The organism is Bradyrhizobium sp. ERR14 (genome assembly GCF_014198235.1).
In the GTDB taxonomy this organism is placed as follows: Bacteria; Pseudomonadota; Alphaproteobacteria; order Rhizobiales; family Xanthobacteraceae; genus Bradyrhizobium.
Genome location: NZ_JACIHD010000003.1, coordinates 506260 through 520619, shown reverse-complemented (window position 1 = coordinate 520619; position 14360 = coordinate 506260). Strand labels below are relative to the sequence as shown.

Annotated in this window: 17 protein-coding genes and 1 tRNA gene; 8 read left to right on the top strand and 10 right to left on the bottom strand. The window is 63.7% G+C overall.

Features of this window, described 5'->3' with window-relative positions:
- Nucleotides 1-68 precede the first annotated feature (68 nt).
- Nucleotides 69-329, top strand: coding sequence for a hypothetical protein (locus GGD62_RS12255; RefSeq protein ID WP_018323579.1), 261 nt, complete (start codon nt 69-71; stop codon nt 327-329).
- Between the two features lie 15 nt (nt 330-344).
- On the opposite strand, the gene GGD62_RS41515 is transcribed toward GGD62_RS12255, so the two are convergent.
- Together GGD62_RS41515 and GGD62_RS12250 are read right to left on the bottom strand one after the other, a co-directional pair.
- The gene (locus tag GGD62_RS41515) at nt 345-479 is read right to left on the bottom strand and encodes a hypothetical protein (protein WP_283813283.1); all 135 of its coding nucleotides are present in this window, start codon (nt 477-479) and stop codon (nt 345-347) included.
- Between the two features lie 187 nt (nt 480-666).
- Nucleotides 667-741: transfer RNA gene (locus GGD62_RS12250), tRNA-Gly, on the bottom strand.
- A gap of 275 nt (nt 742-1016) precedes the next feature.
- On the opposite strand from GGD62_RS12250, the gene trxA reads away from it, so the two are divergent.
- Complete coding sequence (gene trxA / locus GGD62_RS12245; protein WP_018323575.1) at nt 1017-1940, top strand: thioredoxin; 924 nt, start codon at nt 1017-1019, stop codon at nt 1938-1940.
- Between the two features lie 35 nt (nt 1941-1975).
- Nucleotides 1976-2653 carry an LON peptidase substrate-binding domain-containing protein gene (locus GGD62_RS12240; protein ID WP_018323574.1) on the top strand — a complete coding sequence of 226 codons (678 nt, stop codon included), beginning with the start codon at nt 1976-1978 and terminating at the stop codon, nt 2651-2653.
- Between the two features lie 12 nt (nt 2654-2665).
- On the opposite strand, the gene GGD62_RS12235 is transcribed toward GGD62_RS12240, so the two are convergent.
- The 5 genes from GGD62_RS12235 to GGD62_RS12215 form a co-directional block, all read right to left on the bottom strand.
- Nucleotides 2666-5170, bottom strand: a complete 2505-nt coding sequence (locus GGD62_RS12235; RefSeq protein ID WP_183708623.1) for an EAL domain-containing protein — start codon at nt 5168-5170, stop codon at nt 2666-2668.
- Between the two features lie 199 nt (nt 5171-5369).
- Nucleotides 5370-5948: a cytochrome b/b6 domain-containing protein gene (locus tag GGD62_RS12230; RefSeq protein ID WP_049815150.1), complete on the bottom strand. Its 579-nt coding sequence runs from the start codon at nt 5946-5948 to the stop codon at nt 5370-5372.
- A gap of 75 nt (nt 5949-6023) precedes the next feature.
- On the bottom strand, nt 6024-6302 hold the full coding sequence (locus GGD62_RS12225; protein ID WP_018323571.1) for a PepSY domain-containing protein: 279 nt from the start codon (nt 6300-6302) through the stop codon (nt 6024-6026).
- Between the two features lie 204 nt (nt 6303-6506).
- Nucleotides 6507-6728 (bottom strand): hypothetical protein, encoded by a 222-nt coding sequence (locus GGD62_RS12220; protein WP_183708804.1) that lies wholly within the window; start codon nt 6726-6728, stop codon nt 6507-6509.
- Nucleotides 6729-6784: 56 nt separating this feature from the next.
- On the bottom strand, nt 6785-7135 hold the full coding sequence (locus tag GGD62_RS12215; protein WP_183236519.1) for a hypothetical protein: 351 nt from the start codon (nt 7133-7135) through the stop codon (nt 6785-6787).
- A gap of 104 nt (nt 7136-7239) precedes the next feature.
- On the opposite strand from GGD62_RS12215, the gene GGD62_RS12210 reads away from it, so the two are divergent.
- The gene (locus GGD62_RS12210) at nt 7240-7770 is read left to right on the top strand and encodes a TetR/AcrR family transcriptional regulator (RefSeq protein ID WP_183708621.1); all 531 of its coding nucleotides are present in this window, start codon (nt 7240-7242) and stop codon (nt 7768-7770) included.
- Nucleotides 7771-7828: 58 nt separating this feature from the next.
- Nucleotides 7829-8026 carry a Trm112 family protein gene (locus GGD62_RS12205; protein WP_007598651.1) on the top strand — a complete coding sequence of 66 codons (198 nt, stop codon included), beginning with the start codon at nt 7829-7831 and terminating at the stop codon, nt 8024-8026.
- A gap of 229 nt (nt 8027-8255) precedes the next feature.
- On the opposite strand, the gene GGD62_RS12200 is transcribed toward GGD62_RS12205, so the two are convergent.
- A complete protein-coding gene (locus tag GGD62_RS12200; protein ID WP_183708619.1) occupies nt 8256-9476 on the bottom strand; it encodes a ubiquinone biosynthesis hydroxylase in 1221 nt (406 codons plus the stop codon).
- A gap of 137 nt (nt 9477-9613) precedes the next feature.
- Here GGD62_RS12200 and tesB point away from each other — a divergent pair, with 137 nt between their 5' ends.
- Nucleotides 9614-10477: an acyl-CoA thioesterase II gene (tesB, locus tag GGD62_RS12195; protein ID WP_018323567.1), complete on the top strand. Its 864-nt coding sequence runs from the start codon at nt 9614-9616 to the stop codon at nt 10475-10477.
- On the opposite strand, the gene GGD62_RS12190 is transcribed toward tesB, so the two are convergent.
- Nucleotides 10474-11343 carry a DUF4339 domain-containing protein gene (locus GGD62_RS12190; protein WP_183708617.1) on the bottom strand — a complete coding sequence of 290 codons (870 nt, stop codon included), beginning with the start codon at nt 11341-11343 and terminating at the stop codon, nt 10474-10476. The genes tesB and GGD62_RS12190 overlap by 4 nt on opposite strands.
- 32 nt (nt 11344-11375) lie before the next feature.
- On the bottom strand, nt 11376-12275 hold the full coding sequence (locus GGD62_RS12185; protein WP_018323565.1) for a DUF4339 domain-containing protein: 900 nt from the start codon (nt 12273-12275) through the stop codon (nt 11376-11378).
- Between the two features lie 236 nt (nt 12276-12511).
- Here GGD62_RS12185 and GGD62_RS12180 point away from each other — a divergent pair, with 236 nt between their 5' ends.
- Both GGD62_RS12180 and GGD62_RS12175 read left to right on the top strand, forming a co-directional pair.
- Nucleotides 12512-12850, top strand: coding sequence for a P-II family nitrogen regulator (locus GGD62_RS12180; RefSeq protein ID WP_018323564.1), 339 nt, complete (start codon nt 12512-12514; stop codon nt 12848-12850).
- A 131-nt stretch (nt 12851-12981) separates the two neighbouring features.
- A complete protein-coding gene (locus GGD62_RS12175) occupies nt 12982-14283 on the top strand; it encodes an ammonium transporter (RefSeq protein ID WP_179732458.1) in 1302 nt (433 codons plus the stop codon).
- Nucleotides 14284-14360: the final 77 nt, after the last annotated feature.

Below are 14360 nucleotides of genomic sequence, written 5' to 3'. Positions count from 1 at the left end.
GAAACCAATCGATTGCCAAGCCCGTTCAGTCGATCCTATATTGACCAGGCAATCAGATAGTGACGCAGATGAATATCCCCGTCCTGGTTATGGCAACCGTGAATGCGCCGTATCGCAAGAGGCTGAGCGTGCAGGAGCTTGTTCATTGCCTGCTGGACCACTCTTCCGCGAAGGCCGCCTGCGGTCCGATGTCATCGTTTTTTGGGGATGTCCACCCCGACTTGCAAGTCGCCTTCGCTGAGATGCATGGCATCAGCCACGAGCAATTGGTTGCCGCGGCGAAGGCGTTTGCAGAGTTTTCGGGACAAACCTATCCGCTTGCGGCGTAGCCGGTGAGCGCTCAATCAGATTGGGCGCAACTGTTTCGCATTGCCGTCGCGATGATTCGGCAGGTGAACGCCGAACAAGAAATCATCGATCGTTGGACGTTCGGCGGCGGCAGGCGATGATGCTGCAAATCGCATCATCGGATAAGCCACGATGTCGATATCTTTCTCCCGGATCCTCAGCTGCTGCGCGCTATATAGCTGGGGTCGACCAACCCGAATTCCGGATCGGCGTCCAATCCAGCCTTGGGACCTGGAGCAGCCCTCACAGCCTCGCCAAAACGGCACAGCGACTCGCCCCGACGGACAAATAGCTATTGCTGGATGCTCTGGGAAAAATTGGAGCGGGCGAAGGGGCTCGAACCCTCGACCCCGACCTTGGCAAGGTCGTGCTCTACCACTGAGCTACACCCGCATCCTGTGTCGGTCGCGTGACGCGCCGGCAACGGCTGTCGTATGCCAAAAGCGGGAGGGGAATGCAACAGCTACCGGCGACCTAGATTCGGTTCTTGGGACCCCATATGGAGCCTGAATGCGGCCAAATGGCCCGAAACTGCCCCGGAACTGGCGAATCGGCCTCGGTGGATTGAAATTCGGCCGTCCCGGCCCAATTTAGGAGCCGACAGCGAAGCATATGAAATGGCAACGTGCTAAAGACCCGCCATTCCGGACATAGACGAGGGGATCCCCGTGACGATCATCGACCAGGGTAACGGAGCGGCGGGCCCGGCTGCGGCCGATCTGATCAAGGACACGACCACCCAGACCTTCGTGAAGGACGTCATCGAGGAATCGAAGCGCCAGCCGGTGCTGATCGATTTCTGGGCGGAGTGGTGCGGCCCCTGCAAGCAGCTTACCCCTCTGCTCGAAAAGGCGGTCAAGGCCGCCAAGGGCAAGGTCAAGCTGGTCAAGATGAACATCGACCAGCATCCGGCGATCCCGGGCCAGATGGGCATCCAGTCGATCCCGGCCGTGATCGCCTTCGTCAACGGCCAGCCGGCCGACGGCTTCATGGGCGCGGTGCCCGAGAGCCAGCTCAACGCCTTCATCGAAAAGCTGACAAAAGGCGTGACCGCGCCGGGCGAGCCCAATATCGCCGAGATCCTGCAGGAGGCTGAAGCCGTGCTCGCCGAGGGCGACCCGGCCGCAGCAGCGCAGATCTACGCCGAGGTGCTCCAGCATGATGCCACCAACATCGCGGCGCTCGCGGGCCTCGCAAAATGCTATGCCGTCTCCGGCGCGATGGAGCAGGCCAAGCAGACGCTCGCCATGGTGCCGGAATCCAAGCGCAGCGACCCCGCGGTGAAGGCCGTGCAGACCGCGATCGATCTCGCCGAGCAGGCGCAATCGCTCGGACCGGTCGCCGAGCTGGAACAGAAAGTCGCCGCAAACCCGCTCGATCATCAGGCCCGATTCGACCTCGCGACCGCGCTGAACGCGCAAGGCAATCGTGCGGCCGCTACCGAGCAGCTGCTCGCGATCGTCAAGCGCGACCGCAAATGGAACGACGACGGCGCCCGCAAGCAGCTGGTGCAGTTCTTCGAGGCCTGGGGCGGCACGGATGATGCAACCGTCGAGGGGCGCAAGCGCTTGTCGACGATCCTGTTTTCGTAGGCGCGGTTGACCAAGTCAGCGGGGACCGGGACCAGATGCCGATCAACATCGAATATCGCGGACCCGCCGACCTCCCGGAGATCATTCCGGTGTTTCCGCTGCCGGGCGCGCTGCTGCTGCCCCGCGGACAGATGCCGCTCAATATCTTCGAGCCGCGCTACCTGTCGATGGTCGATGATTCCTTCCGCGACGGCCATCGCCTGATCGGCATGATCCAGCCTGATGTCGCGCACTCGCCGAAAAATTCCGACAAGCCAACGCTGTTCCGCGTCGGCTGCGTCGGCCGCATCACCCAGCTCGCCGAATCCGGCGATGGCCGCTACATCCTCGAGCTCACCGGCGTTTCGCGCTTCAAGGTGGTCGAGGAGCTCGAGGTGCTCACCGCCTACCGGCAATGCAAGGTGGATTTCTTCGCCTTCGTCGACGACTTCACCGCGCGCATGGGCGAGGACGAGGTCGACCGCGAGGCGCTGCTGGCCGTGCTGGCGGACTTCCTGAAGGCCAACAATCTCAAGGTTGACTGGGAAGGCGTCGAAAGCGCGCCCAACGAAGCACTCGTCAACGCGCTGGCGATGATGTCGCCCTATGGCCCCGCGGAGAAGCAGGCCATGCTGGAAGCGCCCGACTTGAAGACTCGCGCCGAGATTCTGATCGCGGTGACGGAGATGGACCTCGCCAAGAAGCGCACCAGCGGCGATCCTCCGCTGCAGTGAGGATGCGGGTGCTCACGCAGCGCAGACGGCTGCCTGGGTACCTCGCCTCAGCATTTTCGCAATGTTGGATGCAGGCATCGGCCGACCGAAATAGTAGCCTTGCGTTTCGACGCACCCCTCTTCACGGAGGACGTCCAGCTGCTCCTTCGTCTCGACGCCTTCGGCGGTGGTCGTCTTGCCGAGGCTGACTGCGAAGCGAACGACTGCTCGCGCGAGATGGTGCGCGTCCGCCCTTGCGCTGGACAGTTCGTTGACGAAGCTGCGGTCGACCTTGATCTTGTCGAACGGAAATCTTTGCAGAAAGCTCAGCGACGAATAGCCGGTGCCGAAGTCGTCCAGGGCGATTCGCACGCCGAGCTCGCGCAGTTGACCAAGTGCTGCGAATACGGCTTCGCTGTCATGCATGATCACCGTCTCGGTGACCTCGAGCTCGAGCCGGTGTGGCGCAATTCCCGAGTTCGCCAGTGCATCGACAATGACCGGAACGAGCTCCTTGCTCCTGAATTGAGCGGGAGACAGGTTGATCGCGATCCTGAGATGGGCAGGCCATTTGGCGGCTTCCGCACACGCCGTCCTCAAGATCCATTCTCCCAGCGGCACGATCAAGCCGGCCTCCTCGGCGAGCGGAATGAATTCGCCGGGCAAGACCAGACCACGCCTCGGGTGATGCCAGCGCAGCAGGGCTTCGAAGCCGCGGATCTCGCCGGTCGCGGTATTGACGAATGGCTGGTAGTGCAGCTCGAATTCGCGGCCAGCAAGCGCATCCCGCATGTCGCGCTCCAGGTTGCGTCGCGCATGCATGAGCTGGTCGAGTTCCGGCTCGAAGAAGCGGAATGCGCCACGTCCACCGCTCTTGGCCGAGTAGAGGGCGAGATCCGCGCTCTTCATCAGCACGTCGGAATCACTGCCATCGCGCGGCGCGATGGCAATGCCGATGCTGGTGCCCACCGTGACCCGGTGATCGCCGAGATCAAAGGGTTCACAAAGCGCCTTTCTGATGTTCTCGGCGAGGGTGGCGGCCTCGACGGCCGGGTTGGTCACGTAGTCGATCACCGCGAACTCGTCGCCACCCAGTCGCGCGATCAGCGCGGTTTCCGTGGTGCACTCGCGCAGACGCGCAGAAACGGCGCGTAGCAGGGAATCGCCTGCCGGATGTCCGAGCGTATCGTTGACTTCCTTGAAGCGATCGAGGTCGAGCATGAGCACGGCCAGATCGACGCCGCCGCTACGCGTAACCGCAATGGCGTGCTCCATCCGCTCCCTGAGCAGCACGCGATTTGGCAGATCGGTCAACGCATCGTGTTGCGCCATATGAGCGATCCTGGCCTCGGACCGGCGTTGCTCGGTGACGTCAAGATGCGTGGCCACCCACCCGCCGCCGGCCATTGGCTGTCGCGTCACGCAGATCAACCGACCATCCGCGAACTCGTCGATTCTGCTCGAGACTGCATCGAACGGCAACGCTGCCAATTTCGACAGGAACTGCTCGGCCGCGCCCTCGCTGGTGTCGCTCTTGAGAATGCCGGTCACGACTCGATGCCTGATGATGTCGGCGTGCGGGGTCCCCGTCGTCAGCAGTTCCGGCGGCAACCGATAGAGCCGGGCATAGCGCTCGTTGCAGACCACAAGTCGCTTCTCCGCATCGAACATGCAGAGAGCCTCGACCATGTTGTTGATGGCCGTATCCAGCCTGAGCTTCTGGTCCTGCAGTTCGTTCTGCGAGCCTTCGAGCTGCTGCCGGGCGACCGAAAGCTGGTTGATGATCTCCTCGAACCTGGCGGTCCGGGTCGCCAGGCGACGATCGGCCAGCACGCCGATCAGGCTCATTCCCAGCACGGACAGCGCCACGCCGGCGATAGCAAGCGCGAGGAAGGCCGGAGAAAGCGAAAGGCTATCCGTCGTCGCTCGCGTTGGATCTGGCGTGATCTGCACCGCCCCCATGGCCGTGAAATGATGCGATACGATGGCAAGTGTCAGCAGGACTGCCGCCGCAAGCGTGCCCCGGTAGCCCTGGTACCTGAGCGCGACAGCTAGCGCGGCGCAGCCGAGACACATGCCTAGAATGATCGAGACGAACACGAGATCCATCGACCAGGCGACTCGACCCGGCACTTCAAGTGCCCACATCCCGAGATAGTGCATGCTGGCAATGCCGCCGCCGATGATGACGCCCCCTGCCATCGCGCGCCACAGGCCGGACGTGCCGACTGCAACGCCGAAGCCGACCGAGGTCAGGAGCATTGCCGCAGCGAGAGAAAACGCGGTCGGCACGATGCCGTAGCCCGTTGGAACGCCCGGCTCGTAGGCGAGCATCGCGACGAAATGCGTTGCCCAGATGCCGTATCCGATGGCCGCGCCGGCAATCGTGATCCAGATCCACCGCCTTCTTGCGCGCGTCGCGATCGCACGATGAAAGATGCTGACCGCGACAATACTTGCAGCGAAGCAGACCAGACCAGCGAGTACAACGAGCCGCCAATCGTGCTCGACCGCAAGGCAGGAGAAAACGCGGAACATTCAGCAGCGCTCCATCGTCGATTGTTATCGATGGTGGATCGGCTAGACGCCATTCACGTTAATTTTGTGCCGTGCATGATTGCATGCTTACCGGCATGTTAACGGTACTCGTACAACTTGATCCGACGAACGGCCTGGGGCCATGCGGCGACCGTGCCCGAGCGGGGTGCAGGACGCGTGCAACGATCGGCAACGATATTTAGGAATGGCCGCGGATGCGCTTGCGCCCGGTGATCATCGCGCGGACCAGGCTCTCGCGCTGGAGTAGCCCCATCAGCACCACACCGAGCACGTGCAGCACGACCAGGACGATGACCGCATCCGATGAATAATGGTGGGTGTCCTCGACCCACCAGACGCCGAAGAAGGTGGTGGTGACCGACATCGCGCCCGTGATCGTCGAGACGGCGAGCGAGGCCAGCAGCGCCACCAGCATCAGGGTGCCGGCGGGATTGAGTCCGATATAGCGGCCGGTGATGCCGCGGCGCAGATTCCAGAGATAGCTTGGCGCCGCCCGAAGCCTCACTCTGATCATGCGGAAACGCGAATAGCGACTTCCCCAAAACCCCCAGGCCAGGCGAAAGGCGAGAAGTCCGAGCACCGCATAGCCGATGATGCGGTGAGTCCGGTCGTAAACGGTCGGCGTGAACCACGCGGCCAGAACGCTCGCCGCGAGAGCCCAGTGCCAGAGGCGCAGCGGGAGGTCCCAGACCGCGACCGTCCGCGAAGCGGTTCGATCCGCGGGGGTCCGGTCGGACACCCCGCGCGCTTTTGGCATCGCTTCTTCGATCAAGCGAAGACCATCCTCAAGCCTTGCTTTGCGCGGATCAACTCGCGCAGTTTACTTCGCGGTTTACTTGGCGATCGTGTGCTTCAGGCTGAGATCTTCGGGGCTGTAGAACAGCTCATAAAGCTTGCCTTCCTTGACGCCGTAGACCTCATAGCAGGAGCCTTCGATCTTGGAGCGCCGCACCTCGTAGCCGAGCGCCTTGGCCTTGGCTTCGGCCTCGCTGGCCGGCTTCCATGACGCCTTGTCGAGCTTGGTGCAGTCCTTGAATCCGTCGGCCATGGCCGCCGACCCCATGCCCATTCCAACCGTCAGTGCAATGGCAACAACACGAATGACCTTCACGAACGTCTCCTCCTCTGTCGTGCGCGCTACGCGAGCCGCGAAGCCGGACTGAAGGAAGCAAAGGTGATGGTGAAGTCAATCCGGTACGGGGCCAATTGGATTTAGAGTTGTTCTAACGACCGCCAAAAGATCAGCGCTGTCCGCAGGCAGCCCGCCTTCGCACGGGCGCTGCGGCCTTACGCCTCACGGGTTGGAATCCGCGCTTCACCCGGCCGGATCGTCGTCAATCCTGGACGACCGCTGGCCGGTCGGGACAAGCAGGGTCTCGCCGGTCGCGACCAGGGAAAGCTCGCCGCCTTCGTCTTCGGCGAAGAGCTCGGCCCGAGCGAAGACATGACGGCGCCCGGCACGCACCGCTGCAATCACCGGCACGGGCAGCTCGCGCCACAGCCAGACAAATGTGCTGCGCAAGGTTTGCGATATCATGGGTCCGGCGCGTCAAGTCGAGGGGCGGAAGCAGCGGCTCGCTCGCGTCGGCAGGTTCAGTATCCGGCGACCGCGAGCGCGACCACGGCGGTGAGCGCCTTCCAGCCAAAGCCGCGTCCGCGCGACCACCAGGCGTTAGCGGCGGCCGCAAAGCTGTAGACGGCGACGATGGTCGCCACGATCCAATGCCGCGCGCTGTCCGATCCCAACATAGGTGCCGCAAGCAGGAGCACACCGCCGCCGATCCAGGCGACCGTCCCGGCCTGCCAGACCAGCCGGATCAGCGTGCGCAGGCTTTCCGGGGTGATGGTCGCCTTGGCGAACACCTTGGTTTCGCCCAGCACGCCATGGATTAGGGCGACGACAATTCCGGCGACGCCGGCACATTGCAACAGCAGATCACGCATCAGCAGACCTCGCCTATCTCTCCATACAGTTATGTATGGTGAGATAGGCGCTGGCCTGCGGCCTGTCAATACACTAGTGTATGGTTCGCCTCCGGGAACCCGAGATGACCGAACAGCTCTCCGCCGACGACTGGATCAAGGAAGGTCTCAAGGCGCTCGCCAAAAGCGGCTTCACCGCGCTCAAGGCCGATCCGCTGGCAAAATCCATGGGCGTGTCGCGCGGCAGCTTCTATTGGCATTTCGCCGATCTCGGCGCGTTCCAGGCCGCCGTGCTGAAGCGCTGGCGCGAGATCGCGGCCGAGCAGATCATCGCCGATGTCGAAGCCGCCGGCGACGAACCGCTCAAGGCGCTGCTGCGGAGGTCGTTCGGCGCGCGGCTCGAGCTCGAGCGCGCGGTACGCAATTGGGCGGCCTTCGATGCGGCCGCGCAAGGGGCCGTGCGCGCAATCGACCGCCGCCGGCTCGACTATATCGAGGGGCTGCTGGAAAAACGCGGGCTCACCCCGGCAACTGCGCAGGCCCGGGCGCAGATCCTGTATTGGACGTTCCTCGGCTTCGCCCTGTCGGGCGCGCCGGTGCCGGCAGCACGGCTCCAGGCCCTGCTCGACGAGGTCTTGACGATGATCGCAGCCTGAGCCCGCGATGGGCGGACGCGAATTTCTGTGCTAGAGGCAAGCGATGCCGGAGACCCCAATGAACGCGCCTACCGAACGTCCCGAAGCCAGCGTCGATCCCAAATTGCTGGAGATTCTGGTCTGCCCGCTGACCAAGGGCCCGCTGGAGTTCGATTCCGCAAAGCAGGAGCTGATCTCGCGCAGCGCCAAGCTGGCTTATCCGATCCGTGACGGCATCCCGATCATGCTGCCGGAAGAGGCAAGAAAGATCGATTGAGGTCGTGACGACTGCCCCGGATTACGCTTCGCTCCATCCGGGCTACGAAGTTGGTGTGCGATAGCCGCGCAACATCCTCGGTGTCGTCCTGGCGAAAGCCAGGACCCATAACCACCGAATTGCGTTGTTGTACGCGCTGGTAACTCCGAGTCCTCGCAACACTCTTGCTGCGGAGTATGGGTCCCGGCCTTCGCCGGGACGACGACGGGGTGTGTGGCGCCAGCGAAACCTACAACGCCTCGCCCTTCAGCAGCCGCGGCACCTCGCCCGTCAATCCCGCGGCCTGGCGGATGAAGAGGTTCTTCAGCGGCGGGGCGCGGTCGACGAGGCCGAGGCCGATGTCGCGGACGGTGCGCAGCAGCGTCGACTGGTTGGAGAACAGGAAGTTCAGCGAGTTGGTGGCAACGCCCATCGCCATGGTGTCGAAGCGGCGCCAGCGCTGGTAACGCTCGAGCACGTCGACGGCGCCGAGATCCATGCCGAGCCGCGCGGCATCAACCACGACTTCGGCCAGCGCCGCGACATCCTTCAGCCCCATGTTGAGGCCCTGGCCCGCAATGGGATGGATGACATGCGCGGCATCGCCGACCAGCGCGAGGCGGGTGGCGATGAAGGAGCGCGCGACGAAATAGGACAGCGGAAACGCGCGCGGCTTGTCGAGCGCCTTCACCTCGCCGAGATGCAGGCCGAAACGCTGCTCGAGCTCGGCGTGAAACTCTTCGTCGCTGAGAGCAATGATGCGCGCGGCCTCAGCTCGCCGCTCGGTCCACACCAGCGACGAGCGTTTTCCCGAGAGCGGCAGGATCGCGAATGGGCCTGCCGGCAGAAAATGCTCTTCGGCGCGGCCCTCGTGATCACGCTCATGGCCGACCGTGACGACGATGCCGGATTGGTCATACTCCCAGCCATGGGTGGCGATGCCGGCGCGCTCGCGCAGCTTTGATCTTGCACCATCGGCGGCAACCAGCAGGCTGGCCGCGATGACGCTGCCGTCCCCGAGCGTCACGTCGATGCCCTCGGCGCGCGCATCGTAGGATGCGACCGTGGTGGCGCGCAGATCGATGCCCTCGGCCTCGGCACGCACCACCAGCGCATCAATCAGGCGGCGGTTCTCGACCATGTGCGCGAAGGGCTCGCCCGGCGCGACATCGCCGGCAAAATTGAGGAAGACCGGACGAGTGGCATCTTCGAGTTTCGAGTCTGTGACGACCATGTCGAGGATCGGCTGCGCCTCGCTCCTGACGTCGTCCCAGGCGCCGATCGCCTCGAACAGGCGACGGCAGGCGGCCACGATCGCGGTGGCGCGGGGGTCGCGGCTCGGCCGGGTGGCGAGCGCGGGGTCGGCGACGATGACGGGAATCTCGGGCCCGAGCCCCTGTCGCAGCGCCAGGGCCAGCGCAAGCCCTGCAAACGCGCCGCCACCAATGACAATGCTACCCTGTACCGACATACCCAAATTCCCGGTCAAATCCTGGTCTTGCTAGCAGACTTGAGGTGGGCGAAACAGTGCGGTGAAACAAGGGCGGAACGGCCCATTGTGTCATTCCGGACCATCCGCCCCGGAACGACGGCGAGAAAGCTCACTCCATGTCCAAAAGCCTGATCGACCTCATTTCGATCCTCGACCTCGAGCAGCTCGAGGTGAATCTGTTCCGGGGCAACAGCCCGAAGACCAGCTGGCAGCGGGTGTTCGGCGGCCAGGTGATCGGGCAGGCGATGGTCGCGGCCTGCCGCACGGTCGAGGGCCGGCTGCCGCATTCGCTGCACTGCTATTTCGTCCTGCCGGGCGATCCGCAGATCCCGATCATCTACCAGGTCGAACGCCTGCGCGACGGCAAGAGCTATTCGACCCGCCGCGTCACGGCGATCCAGCACGGCAACGCGATCTTCTCGATCATGGTGTCGTTCCACGCCGAAGAGGAGAGTGCGTTCGACCATCAGGACAAGATGCCCGACGTGCCACCGCCGGAGAAGCTCACGGCGGAGGAGGTGGCGAAGCAGCCGATGTTCAAGGAGATGCCGGAATTCATCCGCCGCTACTATGAATCCGACCGTCCGATCGAGCTGCGTCCGGTCGAGCTCGGCCGTTATTTCGGCCAGAAGATCGACGACGGCCGCATCCACGTCTGGATCAAGACCGCCGCGAAGCTGCCTGACGATCCAGCGCTGCACATGTGCGCGCTCGCCTACGCCTCGGACTTCTCGCTGCTGGATGCAATCATGGCACGCTATGGCCGCACGCTGTTCGACAAGCGCATGATGCCGGCCAGTCTCGACCACGCGATGTGGTTTCACCGCCCGTTCCGCGCCGACGAATGGCTGCTCTACGCACAGGATTCGCCGAGTGCGCGCGGCGGCCGCGGCCTGACCCGCGGCTCGATCTTCAAGCCGGACGGTACGCTGGTCGCCTCTGTCGCGCAGGAAGGCTCCGTGCGCGAACGGAAGTCCTAGACATTGGCGGCAGTGCTGCGCTCAATGAGCACGAATTGCGTCGTGCCCCAGGTAAAATACCAGCGCAGCAGCCACGGGATCGGAATGATGAAAAGACAGCCGAGGCAAAACGCGACTGTGCGCCAAAGCAGATCAAGACCGGTGGCGGTGAAGACCATCTCGCGGCGCGTCCCGCTGACGTTGCGGCAAATCCACCGCGTCCACGCGGCCATGACCCAAGCCCAGCCGATGATCGTGAAGACCGCGAGGAACGTCAAGATCTGCCAGCCGACGAAGCCCCAGACGCTGCCTGTGAACGTCATCCGCATCGGCTGACCGTTCGAGCTGATATTGGCGACCACCCAGCGAATGAGCACCCCGGATAAAACGGCCTGAATTAGCACTCCGAAAATCTGGAGGAGGCTGTCGATATAGCCCAGACAGCCCGCCAGTCCCATCGCGATGAAGACGTACCAGATGTCTCCGACCTGTCCGGTGAAGGCGAGGTTCGGCCGCTGCGGAACGTGCATGCGCGGAAACAGCCAGCGATAATATCCTGTCCCGGTCCAGGGCGACGGGATCACCAGCAGACTGCCGATCATCACCAGGATCCACCATCCCGTGAACGACCAGACCGGCAGGTCCACCGATAGCGGACCGCCGCTGTCGCTGCCCGGACTTCCACCGACCGGCAATGACGGCGGCGCTGCGGCGCCGGAGATGAGGCCCGGCACCTCGCCGGCTTTCTGCCAACCCGCCATCCCTTCCGCCCAGACCAGCGTATCGGCGCGCACGATGCCCTGGGCGATGAGGTCGCGAAACTGCGGCTCGGGAAATGGCCCCTTCTGCTGGCCGCCCGACGCGTGAAACCAGATGCGGTTCGACATCTTGTCCGTTCGCTACAAGCGTCCAGCAGCCATTACATGGCCGCTTGCGACCCGCGCGGCGCAAGAACGGTCTCCGACGCGAACCAGTTCATGATCCAGCGATACACCCACGGAATCGGGATGATCAGGCTGCACAGGATCGCGGCGACGATGCCGCGCCACAGGATGCCGAGACCACTGCCCTTGAACACGATTTCGCGCCGCGTGCCTTCGATGCTGCGGCAGAACCAGCGCATCTGGGCTGCGGCAACCCAGGCCCAACCGATGATGGTGATGATGGAGATCCCGAACAGCAGGCTCCAGCCGATATAGGCCCAGATCGAACCCGTGAAGCTCAAGCCCAGCGGCTGTCCGTTGGAGGCGAGGTTCGCGACCATCCATTTGATCAGGAGCCAGTAGAGCACGATCTGGACGATGAAGAGCAGATTGCTCAGCAGCTGGCTGCCGACGAAAGCTAGCGCGATGGCGAGAACGATGAAGCCGAAATACCACGGCACCAGCGTCATCGCACTGCCGGTGAAGCTGAGGTTCGGCCGCCCCGGGACCTTGACGCAGGACACGATCCATTGCGTGTACCAGACGAACGCCCACGGCGCCGGAATGACGAAGATCATTCCGATCATCAAGACGATGCTGCGCCAGGTGAACTCGAGGACGCCGAAATCGACCGCCAGCGATCCCGCCACTCCGCCTCCGCCGCCGGCATAACCACCGGAGCCCATCATCGGCGGGCCGCCCGCGGGGATCATTGGCGGCGCGCCGCCGCCCCCGACCAGGCCGGGGATTTCGGCGGCCTTTTGCCAGCCGGCCATGCCCTCGGTCCACACCAGCGTATCCGGGCGCACGACGCCCTGGGCGACGAGATCGCGGAATTGCCCTTCCGGAAAGGGCCCCTGCTGCTTGCCCTCGGATGCGTAGAACCAACTCGCCATGAAGCGTCCCCTCAAAATACTTATGTACCGCTTGGCAGGCGCGGGTTCACCGCATCCATGCCAAAAATGCATTGTGAAGGATGAACGGATGCCCTGTACAGAGGCGGCCGTTCATAAGCTCAAACGTTTTTCCGCTTCAGTCTGCAACTTTTTTGTGCCATTTGCCCGGAAAGATGCCAGATTGACGCTGCGCCGGGGACATACGGCGCGGCGCATCCCGGGGAATAGGCCTGACCATGAAACTCGTCGTCGCGATCATCAAACCTTTCAAGCTCGATGAGGTCCGCCAGGCCCTGACGGCGATCGGCGTCCACGGCATGACCGTGACCGAGGTGAAGGGTTATGGCCGGCAAAAGGGTCACACCGAAATCTACCGCGGCGCCGAATATGTCGTGAACTTCCTGCCGAAGCTGCGCATCGAGATCGCGGTCGCCTCCGACGTCGCCGACAAGGCGGTCGCCGTGATCACCTCGACCGCGCGCACCGGGCAGATCGGCGACGGCAAGATCTTCGTCACGCCGATCGACCACGCGCTGCGCATCCGCACCGGCGAGACCGACAGCGACGCGCTCTAGATCTTAGTTTTTGACGCGTTTTCTTCACGCGAACCGATATCCACTTCGCTTGAAAACGCTTTGATCTTCTTCGATCGCACCGGGCAACGACGCCACAATGTGCGACGCCAATTGATGCCGGGGGGAACGACATGGCGGGATATTTGCGCCGCGCAGCTGCCATGGCTGCGCCGATCGGACTTGTGTCGATCATGGCTTCGCCGGCGCGCGCCGCGGCCTCCGAGATCAACACGGCCGACACCGCCTGGATGATCGTCGCCACCGCGCTGGTGCTGATGATGACGATCCCGGGCCTGGCGCTGTTCTATTCCGGCATGGTGCGCAAGAAGAACGTGCTCGCCACCATGGCGCAGAGCCTCGCCGCGGTGACTTTGATCTCCATTCTCTGGGTCGCGTTCGGCTATTCGCTGTGCTTCGTCGGCGACGGCCCGTGGATCGGCACGCTCGACCGCTGGTTTCTCGCCGGCATGACCATGGACAGCGTCAATCCGGCCGCGAAGACCATCCCGGAAGCGCTGTTCATGCTGTATCAGATGACGTTTGCCATCATCACGGTGGCGCTGGTCGCGGGCTCGGTGGCGGACCGGATGCGGTTCTCCGCCTATCTCCTGTTCTCCGTCGCCTGGTTCATCTTCGTCTACATTCCGCTGGCGCATTGGGTGTGGGGCGGCGGCTTCCTCGCCAGCATGGGCGTGTTGGATTTCGCCGGCGGTCTCGTGGTGCATCTGTCGGCCGGCACCGGCGGCCTCGTTGCGGCAAAGGTGATGGGGCGCCGTCACGGCTACGGCACCGAAAATCTCTCGCCGTTCGATCTTTCGCTCGCGGTGATGGGCACCGGCCTGTTGTGGGTCGGCTGGTTCGGTTTCAACGGCGGCTCGGCGGGCGCGGCCAATTCACGCGCCGTAATGGCGATCATCGCGACCCATCTTGCCGCCTGCTCCGGCGCGCTGACCTGGGGCGCGATCGAGTGGTCGACGCGGCGCAAGCCGTCCGTGCTCGGCATGATTTCCGGCGCGGTGGCCGGGCTCGGCACCATCACGCCGGCCTCCGGCTTCGTCGCACCCTGGCACGGCATCGTCATCGGCATCATTGCGGGGGCGGTTTGCTATTGGGCCTGCACCTGGCTGAAGCATCGCTTCAACTATGACGATTCGCTCGACGTGTTCGGCGTCCACGGCATCGGCGGCCTGACCGGAACCCTGCTCGCCGGCGTGTTCGCAACCAGCGCCATCGGCGGCACCGCCGGCCTGCTGGAGGGCCACCCGCAGCAGCTCCTGATCCAGTTCTATGGCGTCGCCGTCACCTTCGTCTGGTCGGCTGGCCTGAGCTTCATCCTGCTCAAGCTGGTCGGCCTGTTCGTGCCCTTGCGCGTATCCCGTGAGCACGAACTCGAGGGGCTCGATATTTCGCAGCACGGCGAAGCCCTGCAGTAAGCGGCGACGCTACTTAATTACCTCTACACTGCCCGACGCATGAGCAATATTGTGTCGGCAGCCTGTCATGCTCGCAT

What these genes read in the sequence shown, in the direction of transcription:
- GGD62_RS12200 (WP_183708619.1), bottom strand. Translation starts at nt 9,476, where the DNA reads ATGTCGGTACAGGGTAGCATTGTCATTGGTGGCGGCGCGTTTGCAGGG.
- GGD62_RS12220 (WP_183708804.1), bottom strand. Translation starts at nt 6,728, where the DNA reads ATGATATCGCAAACCTTGCGCAGCACATTTGTCTGGCTGTGGCGCGAG.
- GGD62_RS12230 (WP_049815150.1), bottom strand. Translation starts at nt 5,948, where the DNA reads ATGCCAAAAGCGCGCGGGGTGTCCGACCGGACCCCCGCGGATCGAACC.
- GGD62_RS12190 (WP_183708617.1), bottom strand. Translation starts at nt 11,343, where the DNA reads ATGTCGAACCGCATCTGGTTTCACGCGTCGGGCGGCCAGCAGAAGGGG.
- GGD62_RS12180 (WP_018323564.1), top strand. Translation starts at nt 12,512, where the DNA reads ATGAAACTCGTCGTCGCGATCATCAAACCTTTCAAGCTCGATGAGGTC.
- GGD62_RS12175 (WP_179732458.1), top strand. Translation starts at nt 12,982, where the DNA reads ATGGCGGGATATTTGCGCCGCGCAGCTGCCATGGCTGCGCCGATCGGA.
- tesB (WP_018323567.1), top strand. Translation starts at nt 9,614, where the DNA reads ATGTCCAAAAGCCTGATCGACCTCATTTCGATCCTCGACCTCGAGCAG.
- GGD62_RS12205 (WP_007598651.1), top strand. Translation starts at nt 7,829, where the DNA reads ATGAACGCGCCTACCGAACGTCCCGAAGCCAGCGTCGATCCCAAATTG.
- GGD62_RS12240 (WP_018323574.1), top strand. Translation starts at nt 1,976, where the DNA reads ATGCCGATCAACATCGAATATCGCGGACCCGCCGACCTCCCGGAGATC.
- GGD62_RS12210 (WP_183708621.1), top strand. Translation starts at nt 7,240, where the DNA reads ATGACCGAACAGCTCTCCGCCGACGACTGGATCAAGGAAGGTCTCAAG.
- GGD62_RS12255 (WP_018323579.1), top strand. Translation starts at nt 69, where the DNA reads ATGAATATCCCCGTCCTGGTTATGGCAACCGTGAATGCGCCGTATCGC.
- GGD62_RS12215 (WP_183236519.1), bottom strand. Translation starts at nt 7,135, where the DNA reads ATGCGTGATCTGCTGTTGCAATGTGCCGGCGTCGCCGGAATTGTCGTC.
- GGD62_RS12235 (WP_183708623.1), bottom strand. Translation starts at nt 5,170, where the DNA reads ATGTTCCGCGTTTTCTCCTGCCTTGCGGTCGAGCACGATTGGCGGCTC.
- GGD62_RS12185 (WP_018323565.1), bottom strand. Translation starts at nt 12,275, where the DNA reads ATGGCGAGTTGGTTCTACGCATCCGAGGGCAAGCAGCAGGGGCCCTTT.